This is a genomic window from Nocardia sp. NPDC003693 (genome assembly GCF_053981095.1).
This window is the reverse complement of record NZ_JBSFNO010000028.1, coordinates 57,067-75,050: the sequence shown is the minus strand read 5'-3', so window position 1 is coordinate 75,050 and position 17,984 is coordinate 57,067. Positions and strand designations below refer to the sequence as shown.

At 68.5% G+C, this 17,984-nt stretch carries 20 protein-coding genes; 13 read left to right on the top strand and 7 right to left on the bottom strand.

Translation table 11 applies throughout. The annotated features are described in order from the left end of the window. Nucleotides 1-177 precede the first annotated feature (177 nt). From ACWDOP_RS26985 to ACWDOP_RS26975, 3 genes are all read left to right on the top strand, one after another. Nucleotides 178-681, top strand: coding sequence for a nitroreductase/quinone reductase family protein (locus ACWDOP_RS26985; protein ID WP_454206484.1), 504 nt, complete (start codon nucleotides 178-180; stop codon nucleotides 679-681). 162 nt (nucleotides 682-843) lie between these two features. Continuing rightward, a complete protein-coding gene (locus ACWDOP_RS26980) occupies nucleotides 844-2,046 on the top strand; it encodes a sensor histidine kinase (protein WP_456347270.1) in 1,203 nt (400 codons plus the stop codon). Then, nucleotides 2,043-2,711 carry a response regulator gene (locus ACWDOP_RS26975; RefSeq protein WP_456347269.1) on the top strand — a complete coding sequence of 223 codons (669 nt, stop codon included), beginning with the start codon at nucleotides 2,043-2,045 and terminating at the stop codon, nucleotides 2,709-2,711. Before ACWDOP_RS26980 ends, ACWDOP_RS26975 begins: the two co-directional genes overlap by 4 nt. Before the next feature lie 212 nt (nucleotides 2,712-2,923). On the opposite strand, the gene ACWDOP_RS26970 is transcribed toward ACWDOP_RS26975, so the two are convergent. From ACWDOP_RS26970 to ACWDOP_RS26960, 3 genes are all read right to left on the bottom strand, one after another. After that, complete coding sequence (locus tag ACWDOP_RS26970) at nucleotides 2,924-4,456, bottom strand: alpha/beta hydrolase (RefSeq protein WP_456347268.1); 1,533 nt, start codon at nucleotides 4,454-4,456, stop codon at nucleotides 2,924-2,926. A 185-nt stretch (nucleotides 4,457-4,641) separates the two neighbouring features. After that, nucleotides 4,642-5,187, bottom strand: a complete 546-nt coding sequence (locus ACWDOP_RS26965; protein WP_456347267.1) for a hypothetical protein — start codon at nucleotides 5,185-5,187, stop codon at nucleotides 4,642-4,644. A 63-nt stretch (nucleotides 5,188-5,250) separates the two neighbouring features. Beyond that, entirely contained in the window at nucleotides 5,251-6,045 is a 795-nt protein-coding gene (locus tag ACWDOP_RS26960; protein ID WP_456347266.1) for a hypothetical protein, read from the bottom strand. Nucleotides 6,046-6,271: 226 nt separating this feature from the next. On the opposite strand from ACWDOP_RS26960, the gene ACWDOP_RS26955 reads away from it, so the two are divergent. After that, nucleotides 6,272-6,472: a CsbD family protein gene (locus tag ACWDOP_RS26955; RefSeq protein ID WP_456347265.1), complete on the top strand. Its 201-nt coding sequence runs from the start codon at nucleotides 6,272-6,274 to the stop codon at nucleotides 6,470-6,472. Between the two features lie 143 nt (nucleotides 6,473-6,615). Next, complete coding sequence (locus ACWDOP_RS26950) at nucleotides 6,616-9,141, top strand: ABC transporter (RefSeq protein ID WP_456347264.1); 2,526 nt, start codon at nucleotides 6,616-6,618, stop codon at nucleotides 9,139-9,141. Nucleotides 9,142-9,237: 96 nt separating this feature from the next. On the opposite strand, the gene ACWDOP_RS26945 is transcribed toward ACWDOP_RS26950, so the two are convergent. After that, a complete protein-coding gene (locus ACWDOP_RS26945) occupies nucleotides 9,238-10,011 on the bottom strand; it encodes an ATP-grasp domain-containing protein (protein WP_456347263.1) in 774 nt (257 codons plus the stop codon). 69 nt (nucleotides 10,012-10,080) lie between these two features. Between ACWDOP_RS26945 and ACWDOP_RS26940 the strand changes: the two genes are divergently transcribed. The 3 genes from ACWDOP_RS26940 (at nucleotide 10,081) to ACWDOP_RS26930 (ending at nucleotide 12,243) form a co-directional block, all read left to right on the top strand. Then, nucleotides 10,081-10,947 carry a helix-turn-helix domain-containing protein gene (locus tag ACWDOP_RS26940; protein WP_456347262.1) on the top strand — a complete coding sequence of 289 codons (867 nt, stop codon included), beginning with the start codon at nucleotides 10,081-10,083 and terminating at the stop codon, nucleotides 10,945-10,947. Nucleotides 10,948-11,035: 88 nt separating this feature from the next. Then, nucleotides 11,036-11,719: a DUF998 domain-containing protein gene (locus tag ACWDOP_RS26935; RefSeq protein ID WP_456347261.1), complete on the top strand. Its 684-nt coding sequence runs from the start codon at nucleotides 11,036-11,038 to the stop codon at nucleotides 11,717-11,719. 35 nt (nucleotides 11,720-11,754) lie between these two features. After that, on the top strand, nucleotides 11,755-12,243 hold the full coding sequence (locus ACWDOP_RS26930; protein ID WP_456347260.1) for a hypothetical protein: 489 nt from the start codon (nucleotides 11,755-11,757) through the stop codon (nucleotides 12,241-12,243). 43 nt (nucleotides 12,244-12,286) lie between these two features. Here ACWDOP_RS26930 and ACWDOP_RS26925 read toward each other — a convergent pair whose 3' ends face one another. Together ACWDOP_RS26925 and ACWDOP_RS26920 are read right to left on the bottom strand one after the other, a co-directional pair. Beyond that, the gene (locus ACWDOP_RS26925) at nucleotides 12,287-12,490 is read right to left on the bottom strand and encodes a DUF397 domain-containing protein (protein WP_456347259.1); all 204 of its coding nucleotides are present in this window, start codon (nucleotides 12,488-12,490) and stop codon (nucleotides 12,287-12,289) included. Then, the gene (locus ACWDOP_RS26920) at nucleotides 12,487-13,386 is read right to left on the bottom strand and encodes a helix-turn-helix domain-containing protein (RefSeq protein ID WP_454206468.1); all 900 of its coding nucleotides are present in this window, start codon (nucleotides 13,384-13,386) and stop codon (nucleotides 12,487-12,489) included. Before ACWDOP_RS26920 ends, ACWDOP_RS26925 begins: the two co-directional genes overlap by 4 nt. Nucleotides 13,387-13,724: 338 nt before the next feature. On the opposite strand from ACWDOP_RS26920, the gene ACWDOP_RS26915 reads away from it, so the two are divergent. The 4 genes from ACWDOP_RS26915 (at nucleotide 13,725) to hisG (ending at nucleotide 15,978) form a co-directional block, all read left to right on the top strand. Next, on the top strand, nucleotides 13,725-13,937 hold the full coding sequence (locus ACWDOP_RS26915) for a hypothetical protein (protein ID WP_456347258.1): 213 nt from the start codon (nucleotides 13,725-13,727) through the stop codon (nucleotides 13,935-13,937). An 85-nt stretch (nucleotides 13,938-14,022) separates the two neighbouring features. Further along, nucleotides 14,023-14,604 carry a TerD family protein gene (locus ACWDOP_RS26910; protein ID WP_456347257.1) on the top strand — a complete coding sequence of 194 codons (582 nt, stop codon included), beginning with the start codon at nucleotides 14,023-14,025 and terminating at the stop codon, nucleotides 14,602-14,604. 171 nt (nucleotides 14,605-14,775) lie between these two features. Further along, nucleotides 14,776-15,039: a phosphoribosyl-ATP diphosphatase gene (locus ACWDOP_RS26905; protein ID WP_067710097.1), complete on the top strand. Its 264-nt coding sequence runs from the start codon at nucleotides 14,776-14,778 to the stop codon at nucleotides 15,037-15,039. Nucleotides 15,040-15,126: 87 nt separating this feature from the next. Next, nucleotides 15,127-15,978, top strand: coding sequence for an ATP phosphoribosyltransferase (hisG, locus tag ACWDOP_RS26900; RefSeq protein ID WP_454206462.1), 852 nt, complete (start codon nucleotides 15,127-15,129; stop codon nucleotides 15,976-15,978). Between the two features lie 57 nt (nucleotides 15,979-16,035). Here hisG and ACWDOP_RS26895 read toward each other — a convergent pair whose 3' ends face one another. After that, complete coding sequence (locus ACWDOP_RS26895; RefSeq protein WP_456347256.1) at nucleotides 16,036-16,959, bottom strand: RecB family exonuclease; 924 nt, start codon at nucleotides 16,957-16,959, stop codon at nucleotides 16,036-16,038. An 86-nt stretch (nucleotides 16,960-17,045) separates the two neighbouring features. Here ACWDOP_RS26895 and ACWDOP_RS26890 point away from each other — a divergent pair, with 86 nt between their 5' ends. Then, entirely contained in the window at nucleotides 17,046-17,879 is an 834-nt protein-coding gene (locus tag ACWDOP_RS26890) for a tRNA (adenine-N1)-methyltransferase (protein ID WP_454206458.1), read from the top strand. Nucleotides 17,880-17,984 lie beyond the last annotated feature (105 nt).

Below are 17,984 nucleotides of genomic sequence, written 5' to 3'. Positions count from 1 at the left end.
AGCCAACACAGGTGCTGCGTTGCGCGCCGGCCTAGGCGGTCGGCGCACCGATCCGTTCGGCGTGACCCGGGCTTGGGTCACAGGCGCTGCCACGAACCGTGCAGCCCAAGAAAACTCGTCGCGATTGCCCGCCAAACTAGGACTCGAACTGTCCTAACTCCCGGAAATACTTGTCCCATGAGCGAAAACGAAGCCACCGTGGGACAGCCGGACATCACCGACTACAACGACCCGGACGCGCCGTGGAACCAGGCGTGGGACGGCGAAGGCGGGATCGCCGACTGGAACAACGACGTGATCAAGGAGTTCCGGGAGAACTCGGGCAAGGTCGGGGGCGCTTACGCGGGCGGGGACCTGATCCTGCTCACCACCACCGGGGCCAAGAGCGGCAAGTCGCACGTGACCCCGCTCGGCCCGCTCGAGCGCGACGGGATCATGTACGTCAGCTCGTTCATCGAGGACAAGTACCCGGCCTGGTGGTACAACATCAAGGCGAATCCGCGGGTCACCATCGAACTGCGGGACGAGACCTACGCGGCGGTGGGCACCGTGCTCGAGGGCGCGGCCTACGACGAGTTCGCCGCCTGGGTCCTGGCCAACAACCCGCTGCTGGCGGATTTCCAGTCCAAGGTCGACCGCCCGCTCCCTCTGGTCGTTCTGACCCGCGCCGAGCAGGACTGAGGTTTTCGGGAACTGTCCCGGAGAAGCGTCGACGGAGATGTACTCCGGGACAGTGGACGCTCGAAGCCGCTCGCCCGCCTCTCCCAAAGGTGGCAGCCGGGAGCGCCGGATCTCATCCTCGGAGGTGAGGGGCGATCATTCGGCCCGGATTAGGGTGAGCCGGTGGTCGACGAACGGGTGGTGGGCTGGTTGCGGGGGCGGCCGGTGCTGGTCGACTCGGTGCTCGCGTGTGCGCTCGGTGTGGTGTGCGTGCTGATCGGGGTGCTGGTGCGGGCCGGGGTGGACTATTTCGTGTTCACGGTCGCGCTGATCGCTCCCTTGGCGGTGCGGCGGCGTTGGCCGGAGTGGTCTGCGGTAGCCATCGGGGCGGCGGCCTGCGCGCAATGGTTGACCGTGCGGGACACGACCGGGGCTGTCTTCGCTGATGTCGCGGTGCCGATCGCGGTGTACACCCTCGCCGCGCACGGCCGCGGGTGGTCGAGTCGTCTCGGACTGCTGGCCGGGCTCGGGGGCGCTGTGCTCGGCGGGTCGAGCTGGCCGCAGTTGCCGATGCCGGCGCTGGCGCATCTGATCGTCGGCGCGTTCCTGGCCAGCACGGTGGTGGCGGCCTGGTTGGGCGGGTCGTGGCAACGGTCCCGCCGGGCCGAATTCGCCGCGCTCGCCGACCGGGCGGCCTTGCTGGAGACCACACACGACCAGCGGGTTCGACTGGCGGTGCTGTCCGAGCGGACGCGGATCGCCCGCGACATTCACGACATCCTCGCCCATGCGCTCGGGGTCATCATCGCGCAGGCCGACGGCGGCAGGTACGCGGCTCGCGCGCACCCGGAGCGGGCGGTCGAGGCGCTGGCGGCCATCGGAAAGCAGGGCCGGGCGGCGCTGGGGGAGACGCGGCGTGCGCTCGGTGTGCTGCGGGCGGGGCCCGACGAACGGGAAGAACCCACGCCCGCGCCGGGAATCGCGGAGCTCGATCCGCTGGTCGATGATCTGCGTGCGGCCGGGTTCGCAGTGGAGCTGGACGTCGAATTGGGCAGTGCGGAACTCGATTCCGGGATCGAGCTGCTGGTCTATCGCATCGTGCAGGAAGCGCTCACGAACGTGGTCAAGCACGCCGGAGCCGGTGCGTGGGCCGAGGTTTCGGTGCGGCGCGAGCCCGACGGACTGCTGGTCGCCGTCGCCGATGACGGTGGACTCGAACACGCCGCTGACGTGATGGAGGTCGAAAGCCCTTCGAGCCAGCGCGGATTCGGCCTGATCGGGATGCGGGAGCGACTCCGCGCGTATGGCGGCAGCGTGGAATTCGGACGGCAGGATGGGGGAACGGGGCACCTGCTTCGGGCTCGGATACCGGTGGAGCGGATATGAATCCGGAGTCACAGGTGATCACCGTGCTGCTGGTCGAAGACCAGGCGCTGGTGCGGGCCGGATTCGCGATGGTGCTGGAATCGCAACCGGATCTACGGGTCGTGGGCGAGGCCGGGGACGGGGTCGCCGCGCTGGAGGTGGCGGCCCGCACCGCGCCCGACGTGGTCGTCATGGACATCCGTATGCCCCGGCTCGACGGCATCGAGACCACCCGGCGGCTGCTGGCCACCGAACGGCCGCCGCGGGTACTGGTGTTGACCACCTACGACCTCGACGACTACGCGGTCGCGGCCGTGCGGGCCGGGGCCAGTGGATTTCTGCTGAAAGACGCTCCGCCGGAAGAGTTTCTGGCCGCGGTCCGCACGGTCTACGCCGGTGAGGCGGTGCTGGCCCCCTCGACCACCCGTCGGCTGCTCGATCGGCTCGCGCCGCCGCTCGACCCCGTCGCACAGCGTCTGGTCGCGACGCTCACCCAGCGGGAGACCGACGTATTGCGGGTCATGGCGCGCGGGCTGTCCAACACCGAGATCGCCGCGGCGCTCGACGTCGGGGCGGGCACCGTGAAAACCCATGTGCGGCATATTCTTGCGAAGCTCGAGGTGCGGGACCGAGTACAGGCGGTGATCATCGCGCACGAGGCAGGGCTGGGTCGCACACAGGTGTGACGGGACCCGGTGACTCGCGCTGTATCGGCGCGACCGGGTCTTCGTGACGACCCCTCCGGGAACGGGTCCCGGTCACCGCTTGGTGTTCGCGACTGCGTGTCCGCGATCCAGGCGGTGACCGGCGGTCTTGCGGCGGCTCTCCCGGGGAATAGGTCCGGCAACCTGTTGGTGTTCGTGACCCGGTCCCGCGGGAGGCCCTGGCAGTCGGGCGGTCAGGGTTCGCGCCGGCACTCGAGATCAGTGGCGGGCAGCGCGCCGTCCAGGAGGTAGCGGGTGATCGCGTCGTCGACACAGGTATTGGTTTCGAAGAGGAATACGCCATGGCGCACAGCGCTTTTCAGGCTGACTGCCCGTGACCCGGTCAGCGCCCGGCGCAGGGCCCGCTGGCCGGCCTCGGGCGCGACGGGGTCGCCATCCGCCCCGACAACGAGAACCGGCGCGGAGCTGCCGACTTCGGTCGCGGACTCGACCGGGCGCACCGGCCACCGTGAGCAGGGTGTCAGGCGGCGGGCGAGAGCGCCGTAGATCGGTTCCGCATCGCGGTGGGCCTCGATGTCGGTGAAGTAGGCGTCGGCATCGCGCGCCGGCCGGTCCGCACACTGGTTGGCAACCGTTGCGCTGAAACCCAATTCGGGCAGCACGGTGGGCTCGGCGTACAACGCCAGCTTGGCCGCCAGACTGTCGGGTAGCTCGACGGCCCGGCCGAGAGCGGCGTCGGACAGCGCCCGCAGTTGGGCGGCGAAATCGGTGTAGGTGGCGTCGGAGTCGTCGACGGTCAGCAACAGGCCGGGTACGAGCTCGCGGGTCACCGTGACACCGGCGAGCGTCACCGGCTCGGCGGCTATCCGCTCGAGCAGGCCGTTGATGCCCGATAGAACGGTCTCCGGTGTTGCGCCCCAACCGAGTTCGGGACGTTCGGCGGCCCAGCATGTCCAATCCTCCAGCGCGGCAGCGGCGGCGGGAGCGGTCGCGCGGGTCAGGTCCGGACCGGGCGCGTGCGGATCGAGCGCGCTGTCCAGGACGAATCGACCCGCGTGCTCGCCGAACATCCGCAGGTACACCGCCCCGACATAGGTACCCCATGACCAGCCCAGGAACGACAGCTCCGGTTCGTCCAGCAGCCCGCGCAGCAGATCGAGGTCGCGCGCCACGTTCCGGGTGGAGGCGTGGGGGAGTAGGTCGCGGAACGGCTCGCATCGCCGAGCCAGGTCCTCGGCGATCGCGACGGTCCGATCGAACCCCTCGCGATCCTCCGGCGCCGTCTGCGCAAGCCTCAGGTAATCGCTTGTCGGCCAGTCACATTCGAGCGGTGAGCTGGCGCCGAAGAACCGCGGATCCATCCCGACGAGGTCGTATCGCTCGGCGAGCTCGGCGCTTCCGGGATGCCCGCCCTCGGGCCCCTCGATCAGCATCGACACCCCGTCCCGCGACGGCCCCGGACCCCCGGTCTGCACGACGAGCGTCCCGAGTCGCCGAGCCTGGTCGGTCGCGGCACGCCGGGCCACCGCGATGGTGATGGTCCTGCCGCCGGGGTCGTCGTAGTCCAACGGCGCCACGAACTCCCCGCATTGTGCCCCGACCGCCGCCAACCTCGCCCCGATGCCGTCCTCCGCCCCGGTGTGGCAGTCGTGCCACGCGATGACCTGCCGCTCGTCCCCGGCCGGTTCGCACCCGGCTCCTCCCGCCACGACAATTCCGGCCGCCACCAGCGCCGCGACGCTCCGCTGAATTCTGTTCTCGCTCACGGAATCGACGCTAGGCAGCGCCGCCGCGCCCGGCGTCTACCCGGCGGCCGACTTTCCCCGCCTCCGAGTAGGCCGGGAGGAACAGCGTGACCACGACATACGGACGCCCAGCCGGTACGGCACAGTCGCGTACTGCACGTGGCTCGGGTCGTGGTCGCTGCACCGCAACGTCGGCTGTGCTGTCATCACGATGTCGCTCGAGGACTCTCGTTCTGCCGCCGCACGACCTGCAGCAGACATTCGAGGGCGGTCACGGTATCCCATTTGCCGAGGTGGCGGAACGCGACCCGAAGCCAGCGCACCTCGGACTGTGTGATCTTTGGTGAATCCCACTGCACGAGGTCGGCGATATGTGCCGGGAGACCGAGTTCGGCCGCGGTCGGCAGGGGTGCGGGCGCGGGGTACTCGACATGGAAGATGTACCGCTCGTTGGTGTATTCGCGCACCTTGATCCGGAGTCTGATCTCCACCAGCAGGCCGTCGACGTGTCCGCGGAGTTGCAGCACCGCGGGCGTGTCCTTCACCGTGGTCAGCTCGGGAAACTTGGTGATCAGCGCGTCGCGGCGTGCGGCTGCCGCCTGTGGCCGCCGGGTCCGCCACGGGCCGCCCGCGAGAACGCGTTCGATGCATTGGACGCACAGCCGAGTCTCGGAGGTGCCTCGGTACCGATGGGGCGGGTCGGGTGGCACGTCGGGTGATCCACACATTTGGCAGGGGAACGGCTCGGTCATTCGTCGGACCCTACGGTGGCGAGACTCGCTGCGGACAGCCAATTTTCGTCCGGCGGACCGTAGTTACTCCTCGATCGGGATGGCGGCGAGGAAGGTGCCGCCGCGCAGGCGGCGGTAGGTGGCTGTGCCGCCGCGCATCTCGAAGAACGAGATGTGGGTGGGATAGGCGGGGTCGCGGAGGTCGCATAGGACCGCACCCTCGGGGAGGAACTCGGCGGCCGCGGCGAGATCGGGATCGGGGTAGTAGCGCGCCTCTGACGCGAGAAGGGACGGGAGCGACGGCTCGTCTTCAGCGAGGATGTACTCGCTGTTGCGCTGGAACCAATCGCGGAACACCGTCTCGAAGTCCAGGTCGGCGAGGTCGTCATCGTCGAGGTCGTACGCGAGGTGCTCGACGCGTTCGCCGCCGGACACGCGGGTAGCCAACTCTATTCCGTCGGCCAGCGACAGGAACCAGTCGGTGAGGGTCGGGGCGATCAGGAGGCTCGAGTTGTCCTCCCAATGGGAGAACACCCGGCCCCATGCGCCGGTCTCGGGATCGATATCGACGTAGTACGTGTCCGCGGAGGAATTGTCGTGCAGCGCCCACCAGGTGCCCGGGTCGCCCGCGCGGCAGTACGCCGGCTCGCTGTTCTCCTTGTGCGAGAACGTGATCGGGTCGTACTCGTCGAACCAGACCGCGCCGATCTCCCGCGCCAGCACTCGAATCTCGGCGGGGACGGGCACCGGCCAGGCGTCGATCACCTCGTCCGGTAGGCCCGGCTCCAGTCGGACCGCGCCCGTCGCCGCCGCTGCCGCCGCTCGCAGGCGTGCCACCGCGTGTTCGGCGCGTTCCATCGCCGCTGTCGAGTCCGTCATGATTCCCCTCCCGATCACACCGGAGCCCTACGCTATCCGACCCGCCTGCTCACACCGCCGAGTCCCCGCGAGACGCAGTACGCCGGCCGGCTCCACGCCGACGGTGATCATCGTTACTGAAATCTAGATCAACTCTGGGGCATGAACCGGGCGGACCCGGGTATGGCGTGATCGGAACGTCACCGACGTCGTTCGCAAGCCACATCCGCAGAGTGGAAGGAACGCCATGAGTGCAGCAGAGAACAAGGCCGAGGAGTTCAAGGGCCGGGCCAAGGAGGCAGCGGGCAGCTTGACCGGTGACGAGGATCTGAAGGCCGAAGGCAAGGCCGACCAGGGTTCATCGAAGGTGAAGCAGCACGTCGACGAGGCGGCCGAGAAGGTCAAGGACGCCGCCGAGTCGGTCAAGGAGAAGCTGCAGGGCCACTGACACTCACCGATTCGGAGGGCGGGTCCCCGGGTACCCGGGGACCCGCCCTCCGGTGGTCGCGGTCACCCCGGCCCGCGGCGCGTGCCGAGAATGGTAGCCAAACTGATGCTGGCCGCGTCCGAAAGTTCGAGCAGAATGGCTGGATGGCACCCGAGCAGGAGCTCGACCACTTCGTCCGCGTGCGCGGTTCCCAGGTGCACAACCTACGGTCCGTCGATGTCGAAGCGCCGCGTGACGCGCTCGTTGCCTTCACCGGTGTCTCCGGGTCGGGGAAGTCGTCGCTGGCGTTCGGGACCATCTACGCCGAGGCGCAGCGCCGCTACTTCGAGTCCGTCGCGCCGTATGCCCGTAGATTGCTGTTGCCAACCGGAGCGCCGAAGGTCGACGACATCACCGGACTGCCGCCCGCGGTCGCGCTCCAGCAGCGGCGCGGAGCAGGGACCTCGCGCTCAACCGTCGGCACGGTGACGACGCTGTCGAATCTGCTGCGGATGCTGTTCTCCCGGGCCGGCACCTACCCGGCGGGCGTGAGCGAACGGCTGGATTCCGACGCGTTCTCGCCCAACACCGCGGTCGGCGCCTGCCCGGAGTGCCACGGGCTGGGGCGCATCCACCGGATGACCGAGGAAACGCTGGTGCCCGACCCGTCGCTGACGATCCGGGAGGGCGCGGTCGCCGCGTGGCCCGGCGCCTGGCAGGGCCAGAACCTGCGCGACATCCTGGTGACACTGGGCTACGACATCGACAAGCCCTGGCGCAAAATCGCCAAGTCCAAACGGGATTGGATCCTGTTCACCGATGAGCAGCCGACCGTCACCATCGATCCGCAGTCGCATCCCGTGCAAGCCGACTACTACTACAACGGCACCTTCTCGAGCGCCGAACGCCATGTTCGCCACACCCTGGCCAACTCGCAGAGCGCCACCATGCGCCGTCGCGTGCTGCAGTTCGTCGACAGCATCGACTGCCCGGTCTGCGGGGGTTCCGGGCTGCGGCCCGAGGCGCTGGCCGTCACTTTCGCGGGGCGGACGATCGCGCAGTACATCGCGCTGTCGCTCACCGATCTCGTCGACGCGCTGCGGCCGGCCGCAGACCGCGCCGAGGCCGGTGCTGCCTGGGAATCCACCGAATCCGGTGAACTCACCGAGGTCGCCACCCTGATCGCGGCGGATCTGGTCGCACGCACGCAGGTTCTCATCGATCTCGGCCTGGGCTACCTGAGTTTGAATCGCCGCACGCCGACGGTGTCCCCGGGCGAATTACAGCGGCTGCGCCTGGCGACCCAGTTGCGCGCGGGACTGTTCGGGGTGCTGTATGTGCTCGACGAGCCCTCCGCGGGTTTGCACCCGGCCGATGCCGAGCCGCTGCTGGACGTGCTGGATCGGCTACGGCGCGCGGGCAATTCGCTGTTCGTGGTCGAACACGACATGGACGTGGTGCGTCGCGCGGACTGGATCGTCGACGTGGGGCCGGGTGCGGGGGAGCTCGGCGGGGAAGTGGTCTACAGCGGGCCGGTCGCGGGCCTTGCCACGGCGACCGCGTCGGTGACCCGCCCCTATCTTTTCGACGATCGCCCGCGTGCGCCCCGGCGGCCGCGCACGTCGGTCGGCGTATTGCGGTTGCGCGGCATACGATTTCACAATCTGCGGGATCTGACGGTGGAGGTGCCGCTCGGGGTGTTCACGGCGGTCACCGGTGTTTCCGGATCGGGGAAATCGACGCTCGTCTGCAAGGTGCTCGGCGATGTCGTCACCCGGCATTTGTCCCCGGGCGGGGCGCCGCCGGATATCGAGGAATCCGACGGTGGCGATCCGGATTCCGCACTCATCGATCTCGATCAGGACGCGAGCATCGGGGTCAGCGCCGACGGACTCGCGGGGATCGATCGCCTGGTCACCGTGGATCAGCGCCCGATCGGGCGCACGCCGCGCTCGAACCTCGCCACCTACACCGGCATGTTCGACGCCGTGCGGCGGGTGTTCGCAGCGACCGACGAAGCGCGCCAACGCAAATGGACCGCGGGGAGGTTCTCGTTCAACGTCGCCGAGGGGCGCTGCCCGACCTGTCAGGGCGAAGGGTTCGTCGCCGTGGAACTCCTGTTCCTGCCCGGCACCTACGCCACCTGCCCGACCTGTCACGGAGCGCGCTACTCCGAGGAGACGCTGGAAGTGCGCTACCGCGACCGCACCATCGCCGATGTGCTGGCGATGACCGTCGACGAGGCATCGGAATTCCTCGCCGATCTGCCCGGTGCGGCACGGAGTCTGCGCACTCTGCGTGAGGTCGGACTCGGATATCTGCGCCTGGGCCAGCCCGCCACCGAACTCTCCGGCGGTGAGGCGCAGCGCATCAAACTCGCGACCGAGTTGCAGCGCGCCCGCCGCGGTCACACCCTCTATGTGCTCGACGAGCCGACCACCGGGCTGCATCCCGCCGACGTCGAACTGCTCGAACGTCAGCTGCACCACCTCGTCGACGCCGGCAACACCGTCGTGGTGGCCGAACACGATATGACAGTGGTGGCCGGGGTCGACTGGGTGATCGATCTGGGGCCCGGTGCGGGCGATGGCGGTGGGCGGGTGGTCGCCGCCGGGACGCCCGCGCAGGTGGCCGCGGCGCGCGGCAGTCGGACGGCGCCCTACTTGGCGGCGCGGTTGAGAGCCGAATAATCGTGCACTATCGCGGTAGAAATGGCGGAAACCGCCACGGGACGACCGATTGTGCACGTTTATTGCGACGCGAGGTGAACGAACCGGCGGCCGGCTTCATCCCTCGGTACGGGTGACCGCCTCGGATTCCATCGCCGTGATGAAGTCGGTGACGTCGGAACCGTAGATGCCCCAGCTGTTCACACCGCCCAGTTCAACCAGGCGCAGGGTCCCGTCGGGGGAGACGCCGACGTCGACGGTGAGCATGGTGTGGCCGTGGGGGAGAAGGCGGGACGCGGCGGACTCGGCGAAGGCGCGGACGGTGGCCGGGACGGGGAGGTAGGGCTCGTCGGGATAGGAGCTGCCGCAAACGAAGTGAGCGTTGCGGACGAAGCAGCGGTACTCGTGGGCGAAGGTCACGACCTCGGAGAGGACCACCAGTTCGTCGCCGTGGCGGTCGTGCAGGCGGAGCCAGTTCTCCAGGTCGTCCACCGCGTGCACACCCGCGGGGAAGAGTTTGAAGTTCGTGTCGCTGCGGAGGAAGACTCGGTCGGCGTCGAACATCCGCTCGAGCGGGAGGGTGGGGACCGCCGCGAACGGGACCAGCACGGCGGTGCGGGCCAGCAGGTCGTAGACATGGCGGTAGTAGGACGAACAGCGCAGTGCCGCATAGTCATCGAACACCGCCTCGCCCACTCTCGGGTCGCGACGCAGGCGGGTCATCGTGGGCATCGTCCCGTAGCCGACGACCGCGCGACCCGGCTCGACCTCGGGCCAGCGGCCCATCAGCGCATCGTGGTCGCCGACGATCAGCGGGTCGTCGAGTGCGGCCGCGACAACTGCCGAGCCCGGGAACTCGTCATGGAGGTCGAGGATCCACTGCGGTCGCATGGTCCGATGCTAAGCGTGATCGGCGCGGGATCCGCGGGGCGGTCACGTCGCATCCGTAGTCTGGAGCGCGTGGGAGCTTCCGAGGACGCCTGCGGGGCGGGGTGGGACTTCGCGGGGCCGGTGGCGGGCGAACTGCCGGGGGCGGCGCTGATCGGGTACCGCGACCTCGGCGGAGCGGGATGGGACTACCGGGCCGCGGCCACCACGGCGGTCGGGGTGGTGATCGAGTTCGCGGGGCGGGATCTGATCGTCGACGGGGCGGGGGAGCGGCGGGAGCTGGGCGGGTTCGTCGTGGGACTTCCCATGGGAGCCACGCGGATTCGTAGTCGGTACGCCGAATGCGTCGAGGTCCGGTTATCACCGGCCCGGGCCTACTCGGTGCTCGGGGTCGCCGCGAACGTGCTGGGGCCCGGCGTCGTATCCCTCGACGAGCTGTGGGGACCGGACGCGCGCCGGCTGCGCGAGCGCCTCGCCGCGGCCGGGAACTGGGAGCAGCGGTTCGCGGTGACGAACGCTTCTCTGGCACAGCGTGATCGGCCGGACAGGGTGCCGGAGCCCGAGGTTCTCGCCGCCTGGCAACGCGTCGTGGCCTCGGGTGGGCAGGTGCGGGTCGCCGAGCTCGCGCGATCGCTGGGCTGGAGCCGCAAGAGGTTGTGGTCCAGATTCGAGGACCAGATCGGTCTCACGCCCAAGCGCGCGGCGATGCTGGCCCGATTCCGTTGCGCGGCAGCGGGACTGCTTGCGGGCCGGCCCGCCGCCGAGGTGGCCGCGGCCTGCGGGTACACCGATCAGGCGCACCTGTGCCGGGACGTGGCGATCTTTGCCGAACGCACGCCCGGGTCGTTGCGGTCGGACGTGCTGCCTGCCATCGCCAGGGACCGCGACCTGGCCTGGGGAACATTTTTCCAATCCTCGAGCCGGGGCGCCGGTCGATAGTGGGGTCCCCCGGATGCGGAGCGACTCACCATGATTCGGCACACCGCACCCGGCCGATGAGAGGACACCTGTGGTGCGGACATCCTCGGTGACGAGACTGCTGCTGGCCTGCGGCATCGTCGCCCCACTGCTCAATATCACCGTGCTGCTGATCCTCGGGGCTGTCCGCCCCGAGTACGACGCCTGGCGGGTCCCAGACAGCAACCTCGAACTGGGGCCCGGCGGATGGATGCAGATCACCAACTACATCATCACCGGAATATTGCTGCTGGCCTTCGCCTACGGTGCGAGACGGTCGCTACCGGCCGGCCGCACCGCCACCCGGAGCCCGCTGCTGCTCGCCGTCTACGCCCTCACCTTCGTGGCCATCGGCCCGATCCTGCCCGACCCGTCCCTGGGCTACCCGCCGGGCGAGCCGACCGACCTGACGCTGCACGGCGCGATCCACAGCGTCCTCGGACTGGTCCAGTTCACGTCGCTGAGCGCGGCGTGTTTCGTCCTGTCGCGCGGCGCCGGACCGCGCGACAGCCGCGGCTGGTACCGGTATTCGATGACCAACGGCGTGCTGGTCGCCGTCTCCTACATCGCGTTCGCGCTGACCGCGAAGCTGGTGGACGGCGGTCCGGCCGGGCTTGTCGAGCGGATCGGCCTCGTCGCGTGCGGTAGCTGGATCGCACTGCTGGCACTGCGACTGTTGCGGAGGGCCGCCGAGAGTCCTGCGCGCGGCGAGCCGAGCGCGGTGGTGGCGAGAGCCGAGTCCTCGATGCCGTAAGCGCAGTGTCGGTCGCGCGGAGTATGTTGCGCCCCATGGATTTCGCGTTGCCCCGGCCCGAGGATTTGTGGTCCCTCATCGTTTCCGAGGGGTACGCGTACCTGAATCGGGCCGAGGAACCGACCGAGGCGCGGAAACTCGCCGCGACGGACGCACCGGCCCGGCGGCCCGGCGACCGGCTCGCTTCCGAGGACGGCGCGGGGAACTGGTTCGTGCTGGTGTGGATGGCAGATGACCGAGCGTTGTTGTTCGGAGCCGATGAATCGAGCGATCTGTTCAACTCCGATTTCGATCCGTGGGGCAGCGCGCCCGAGTGGGCCACTTCCATCGACCGGCATACCGCGCATCCGAGGCTGCATCCGGAGTCCGACATCGTGTCGTTCGCCCGCTGGTGGGATGGCATGCGCTGGTGCGGAACGCCGTTCGAGGACTATCTCGACGAGGATCTCGCCGACGATCCCGACGCGGACGACGGGTTGTTCCTGGGCCTGCGGTCGGTGGTGGACCCGGCGTTTCGCGGCTGACCCGGGGCGACTCCCCGAAGCGGGCCCGGGTCAGCGTTCTCGGCTACAGGTCGAATGCGCCCGTACCCACCGAGGATACGAACCGGTCCCAGGCGGCGGGCTCGAAGACGAGGACCGGGCTCGTGGCACCGAGCTTCGAGTCGCGGACGCCCACCTTGCCTCCGCGCAAGTGGGCCGCTTCGACGCAATGCTCACCGCCACCGCTGCGACTGCTCTTGAACCAGCGCGCTCCGTCTAGTTCGTTCACGCTTCGTACTCCTTCGCTACCCACCTCAGAAGGTGTTTGCTATCAGCAGGATTCAACGCTACCCGTCCCAGCGCCGAATGCGCGTTCAGGTATCTGTCGACATCGCTGGCACGGTCGTAGTAAAGCCGGGAGCCGTAGCCCTCGATGTAGACCGTCGTGGGTTCCACCGGTCGCTTGGTGGCCGGATCATTGGGGAAATGCAGGATCACGAAGGGCCCGGACGGGATCCCCAGGGGAAAGCCAGCTTTGAACGGGATAACGCGGACGCGGACGTTCGGGGGCGTGTCCGCCAGTTTTCGCAGCTGGGCTGCCATGATTCGCTTGCTGCCCGACCAGCGGTGCAGCACCGCCTCGTCGAGCAGTAGATCCACTTCGACCGGAGACAGCCTGCGGTTGAGCGCCGTCTGCCGCTGCATCCGCACCTGGATGCGCTGCTCGAGCTCCATCGGCGTATCGGACGAGAAGAACACGCGGTCGAGTTCGCGCGCGTAGTCGGCCGTCTGCACGACGCCGGGCACGATGTCTGCCTGATACATGATCACCTGTGCTGCAGCGGCTTCCAGGCTCACATAGGTCTCGAAGTCGTCGGGGATGAGGTCCTCGTAGCGATGCCACCACACCCGCTCGTCCACCGGCCGGGTGCGATGGTCGGCCTCGGTTGCCAGCGCTTTCAGCGCATCGGTTTTCGGTTCGCAGCCGTAGACCTTGCACAGTGCTTCGATGTCCAGCAGGCGGATTCGGGGTGACTCGCCGGATTCGAGGCGTTGCAGTGTGCCTGCGCCCCGTTCGATCAGTCGTGCCGCATCGGCGATCGATAGCCCGGCGGCTTGGCGGAGTTCCCGCAGCTGTCTGCCGAGTCTGCGACCGGGGATGGTGGTTCGATTCTTACCGCTCATTAGCCTGGCTCCCCATTTTTTGGGTGGCGCGTGCGCCGTACGTGGGTGGCAGATATCTAATTCCGGGGCGGAGCGTGAAAGGTTCCCAGCTGTATTGTCCGTCGACTTCGGGTGCCGTGCAGGGAAAATGGGCGGATCTGCTTTGGGTGATCCGATGTGCTGTTTTCGCAGGCGAGCGACGTGTCTACTGGGGATCGCCCCGGCCGCTAGGGAATTGAGCACTTCGGTTCGGTAGTCGTCAGTGTCCGTACCGGATTCACGAACCGCCGTTCCGAAGGCTCTCCCAGCGGCTCGGGGCGCAGCCCACCCCATCATCGAATCCCAAGGAGGTGACCGAGATGTTCGACGACCTTCCCCCCACCGGCACGAAGACCTACATGAGCCACAACTACCCCGAGCGTCCCGTGCTCGATCTGGAGATCGCCAAACGCGAACGGGACAAGCACCGGGACTGCGGCGACGACTGTGACGCCAAGCGCTACTACACCCGGCTGGTGCCGCAGATCGAGCGGCGTGCGGGCGCCTGGAACATCTGGATCAGACCCAGCTGACGCCTCGCAAACCTTCGTTCATGCCCCGTCACCTGCTATTTCTCTGCCCCCCAACGAAATCGGCGATCGCCGGTACGCTGAGTGCGTGATTACGCTTCGAAAAGAAGACGGTGCGGCTGATCTCGGCGGGATCACCAAACTGAGTGTGGGTGTTAGCTGGGATCCCTCGGCGGGCAGCAGCGGCGGTGTGCTCGGCATCGCACGGCGCAAGCGCGGGGTGGATCTGGATCTGATCGCGATTCTCATGCAGGGCGCGGAGCCGGTGCGCTTCGCGGGCCTGGATTCGCTCGATCCGCTCGGCAACGGCGCGGTCCTGCACACCGGTGACGAGCAGACCGGTGCGGCCAGCGGCGACGACGAGACCGTGCACGTGACGTTCGGCAATGTTCCGACCGCCATCGACTCGATCATCTTCGTCGCTGCCGCGTTCAAGAAGGGCTCGAGTTTCGAGAAGGCCAACAACATCTCCTTCAAGATCTACGACGCGACCGGCGGCAGCACCCAGCAGGTCGCCGACATCTGGCCCTCGCTGTTGGGCACCGACAACGCCAACGCCATCGCCCGGGCCTTCCGCAATGGCCCCGACTGGCAGCTCGAGGTGCTCGACCGCAAGGGCAAGATCAAGCAGGGTGACATGCAGGCCCTGCTGCGCTTCGGCCTGGCCTGACCGGGCGCGCGACCCCGCGCTCACACGCCCGACCCCCGAGACCCCCGGCCCGCCGACGCGGGTGCACCGGGGGTCTCGGCGTCCGTCCGCAACCGGCCCGCGCCCCTGACCGCACCGAACGGACCGGGTGAATTGCGGGCCGGATGCGGCCGTCTGCGAGAATGACTCACCGTGAAAACTTTCGAAGCCCTGTTCGCCGAGCTGCAGGATCGTGCTGTCAACCGACCCGAGGGGTCCGGAACCGTCGCCGCCTTGGACGCCGGAGTGCATGCGCAGGGCAAGAAGGTACTGGAGGAGGCCGGCGAAGTCTGGCTCGCCGCCGAGCATGAGAGCGACGAATCCCTTTCGGAGGAGATATCCCAACTCCTCTATTGGGTGCAGGTGCTGATGGTGGGCCGCGGCTTGCGGCTCGAGGACGTCTACCGACATCTGTGATGCGCCGATTCACCGCACAGCCAGTGCGGCCGACGACCCCGCGACCACTGTCTTCGCGTCCACCCACCCGCCCCGAAAGGAATATCTATGCTTCGCGTCGCCGTCCCCAATAAGGGATCGCTCAGTGAGATGGCCGTGGCCATCCTCGCCGAGGCCGGCTACCGCGGCCGCAAGGACGCCCGCGATCTGAGCGTGCTCGATCCGGGCAACCAGGTCGAGTTCTTCTTCTTGCGCCCCAAGGACATCGCCATCTACGTCGGCTCCGGTGAGCTCGACCTCGGCATCACCGGGCGCGACCTCGCGCTCGACTCCGGCGCTCCCGTGCAGGAGCGCCTGGCCCTGGGCTTCGGCCGCTCCACCTTCCGCTACGCCGCCCCCGCGGGCCGCGAATGGAAGGTCGAGGACCTCTACGACAAGCGCATCGCCACCTCGTACCCCAACCTGGTGCTCGCGGACCTGCAGGCCCGCGGCATCGAGGCCGAGGTCATCCGCCTCGACGGCGCGGTGGAGATCTCCATCCAGCTCGGTGTGGCCGACGCCATCGCCGACGTGGTCGGCTCCGGCCGGACCCTGCGCCAGCACAACCTCGTCGCCTTCGGTGACTCGCTGTGCGACTCGGAGGGCGTGCTCATCGAGGCCAAGGGCGCCGATCAGCAGAACAAGGCGCGCAACCAGCTGGTCGCGCGCATCCAGGGCGTGGTCTTCGCTCAGCAGTACCTGATGCTGGACTACGACTGCCCGAAGGAGCTGCTGGACGCCGCGGTCCGGATCACCCCGGGCCTGGAGTCGCCGACGGTGTCCCCGCTGACCGATCCGGACTGGGTCGCCGTGCGCGCCCTGGTGCCGCGCAAGAACGGCAACGAGCTCATGGATCAGCTCGCCGATCTCGGCGCGAAGGCCATCCTGGCCACCGACATCCGGTCCTGCCGCGCCTTCTGATTCCTCGAAGATCGTGCGCCCGCTGCGTTTTCGCGGCGGGCGCACGTCGTTAGCGGGCTAATCGGCGGGCAGGTCCGCGGATTCGATCTCGGAGGCCGCCGCGACGACGACCGGCGTCGGCAGATCCTGCCGCCCGCCCGAGAGCGGTTGCGGGTCGGCCGGGTAAGGCGGTGGGGTGCCGCCGAATTCGGGGCACAGCGGTTTGAAATCGCAGTACTTGCACAGCCACGATCGGCTGGGTGGGAAGTCGCCCGAGGCGGTCGCGGACTGGATCGCCAGCCACAGCGCGGACACGATGCGCTCGAAGCGCAGCAACTCTTCGGCTTCGGGCTCGTAGGTCAGGGTCTGCTCGTCGGCCAGGTACATCAGGCGCAGCGCCGTCGGGGCGGCGCCGAAGGTGCGCAGCAGCACCAGCGCGTAGAACTTGAGCTGGAACAGCGCGCGCATCTCGTGATCGGGCGCGGGTGATTTCCCGGTCTTGTAGTCGATGACGTGCAGGCCGCCGTCATCCGCGCGGTCGATGCGATCCACGTAGCCGCGCAGCGGGGTGCCGTCGGGCAGATCGGCCTCGACGAACGCCTCGAGCGACTGCGGGGTGAACGCGGTGGGGTCCTCCAGGCGGAAATACACCTCGACCAGGGCGCGCACCTCCGCGAAGAAGCCCTCCAGCTCATCATCGGCAACCAGGTCGGCGGTGTCGGTGCGCGACGCGGTCAGGCGTTCCCAGGCCGGGGCGATCAGCGCGTCCGCGTGCGCCCGATCGCGCTCGGGCGCGGGCAGTCCGAACAGGTCCTCCAGGACCGAGTGCACGAGCGTGCCGCGTACCGCCGCGCGCGAGGGGGGCTCGGGGATCCGATCGATGGCGCGTAGTCGATACTTCAGCGGGCACTGTTTGAAATCTATTGCGCGCGAAGGCGACAGCGCGGGCCTGCGTGGCGTCTCGCCCGCCGAGTCCGGGGTAGTGATAGCGGGTACCGACATACCTGGCAGGCTAAACGCCGGCACCGACAAGGTGCGATGCCGATTCGGCAGCAAAATCGCAGCGAAACAATGAGGGACGGAGATTCATGACGGCCAGACGGACCGGGCCTTTCCAGATCGGTGACCGGGTGCAGCTGACCGACGCCAAGGGCCGCAAGTTCACGGTGCTGCTGGCGGAGGGCGCGTTCTTCCACACCCACGCCGGCGAGATCGCGCACGACGATCTGATCGGCGCCGACGAGGGGTGCGTGGTCACCTCCGCCAAGAACACCGCCTACCTCGCGCTGCGGCCGCTGCTCACCGACTACGTGCTGTCCATGCCGCGCGGCGCGGCGGTCATCTACCCCAAGGACGCCGCGCAGATCGTGCACGAGGGCGACATCTTCCCCGGCGCGAAGGTGCTCGAGGCCGGTGCGGGCTCGGGCGCGCTGACCTGCTCGCTGCTGCGCGCGGTCGGCCCCGAGGGCAAGGTCATCTCCTGGGAGATCCGCGAGGACCACGCCGAGCACGCGGTGCGCAACGTCGAGAAGTTCTTCGGCGAACGCCCGGACAACTGGGAACTGACCCTCGGCGACGTCGCGGAGTACTCCGGCGAACAGGTCGATCGGGTCATCCTGGACATGCTCAAGCCCTGGGACACCCTGGACGCGGTCTCCAAGGCTCTGGTCCCCGGCGGCGTGCTCATGGTCTACGTGGCCACCACCACGCAGATGTCCGAGGTCGTCGAGCATCTGCGCCGCCAGGAATGCTGGACCGAGCCCCGCGCCTGGGAGTCCATGGTCCGCGGCTGGCACGTGGTCGGCCTGGCCGTGCGCCCCGAGCACCGCATGCAGGGCCATACGGCCTTCCTGGTGAGCGCACGCCGCCTCGCCGACGGCACGGTGGCACCCAAGCCCCAGCGCCGCGCCGGAAAGGGCTGACGGGCGCCTGAGGGCGTTATCGCGTCCCCGTCCATGTGACGGGGACGCCGAGCCCGGTGTGTTCCCGGTCGCGAAAACGCTTGGACCAGGCCCTTTTCACGCGAA

Excerpts from the sequence above, each read along its gene's own strand:
- ACWDOP_RS26920 (WP_454206468.1), bottom strand. The coding sequence starts at position 13,386 with ATGAGCGGTAAGAATCGAACCACCATCCCCGGTCGCAGACTCGGCAGA.
- ACWDOP_RS26965 (WP_456347267.1), bottom strand. The coding sequence starts at position 5,187 with ATGACCGAGCCGTTCCCCTGCCAAATGTGTGGATCACCCGACGTGCCA.
- ACWDOP_RS26950 (WP_456347264.1), top strand. The coding sequence starts at position 6,616 with ATGGCACCCGAGCAGGAGCTCGACCACTTCGTCCGCGTGCGCGGTTCC.
- hisG (WP_454206462.1), top strand. The coding sequence starts at position 15,127 with ATGCTTCGCGTCGCCGTCCCCAATAAGGGATCGCTCAGTGAGATGGCC.
- ACWDOP_RS26915 (WP_456347258.1), top strand. The coding sequence starts at position 13,725 with ATGTTCGACGACCTTCCCCCCACCGGCACGAAGACCTACATGAGCCAC.
- ACWDOP_RS26975 (WP_456347269.1), top strand. The coding sequence starts at position 2,043 with ATGAATCCGGAGTCACAGGTGATCACCGTGCTGCTGGTCGAAGACCAG.
- ACWDOP_RS26930 (WP_456347260.1), top strand. The coding sequence starts at position 11,755 with ATGGATTTCGCGTTGCCCCGGCCCGAGGATTTGTGGTCCCTCATCGTT.
- ACWDOP_RS26895 (WP_456347256.1), bottom strand. The coding sequence starts at position 16,959 with ATGTCGGTACCCGCTATCACTACCCCGGACTCGGCGGGCGAGACGCCA.
- ACWDOP_RS26985 (WP_454206484.1), top strand. The coding sequence starts at position 178 with ATGAGCGAAAACGAAGCCACCGTGGGACAGCCGGACATCACCGACTAC.
- ACWDOP_RS26960 (WP_456347266.1), bottom strand. The coding sequence starts at position 6,045 with ATGACGGACTCGACAGCGGCGATGGAACGCGCCGAACACGCGGTGGCA.
- ACWDOP_RS26955 (WP_456347265.1), top strand. The coding sequence starts at position 6,272 with ATGAGTGCAGCAGAGAACAAGGCCGAGGAGTTCAAGGGCCGGGCCAAG.
- ACWDOP_RS26890 (WP_454206458.1), top strand. The coding sequence starts at position 17,046 with ATGACGGCCAGACGGACCGGGCCTTTCCAGATCGGTGACCGGGTGCAG.
- ACWDOP_RS26945 (WP_456347263.1), bottom strand. The coding sequence starts at position 10,011 with ATGCGACCGCAGTGGATCCTCGACCTCCATGACGAGTTCCCGGGCTCG.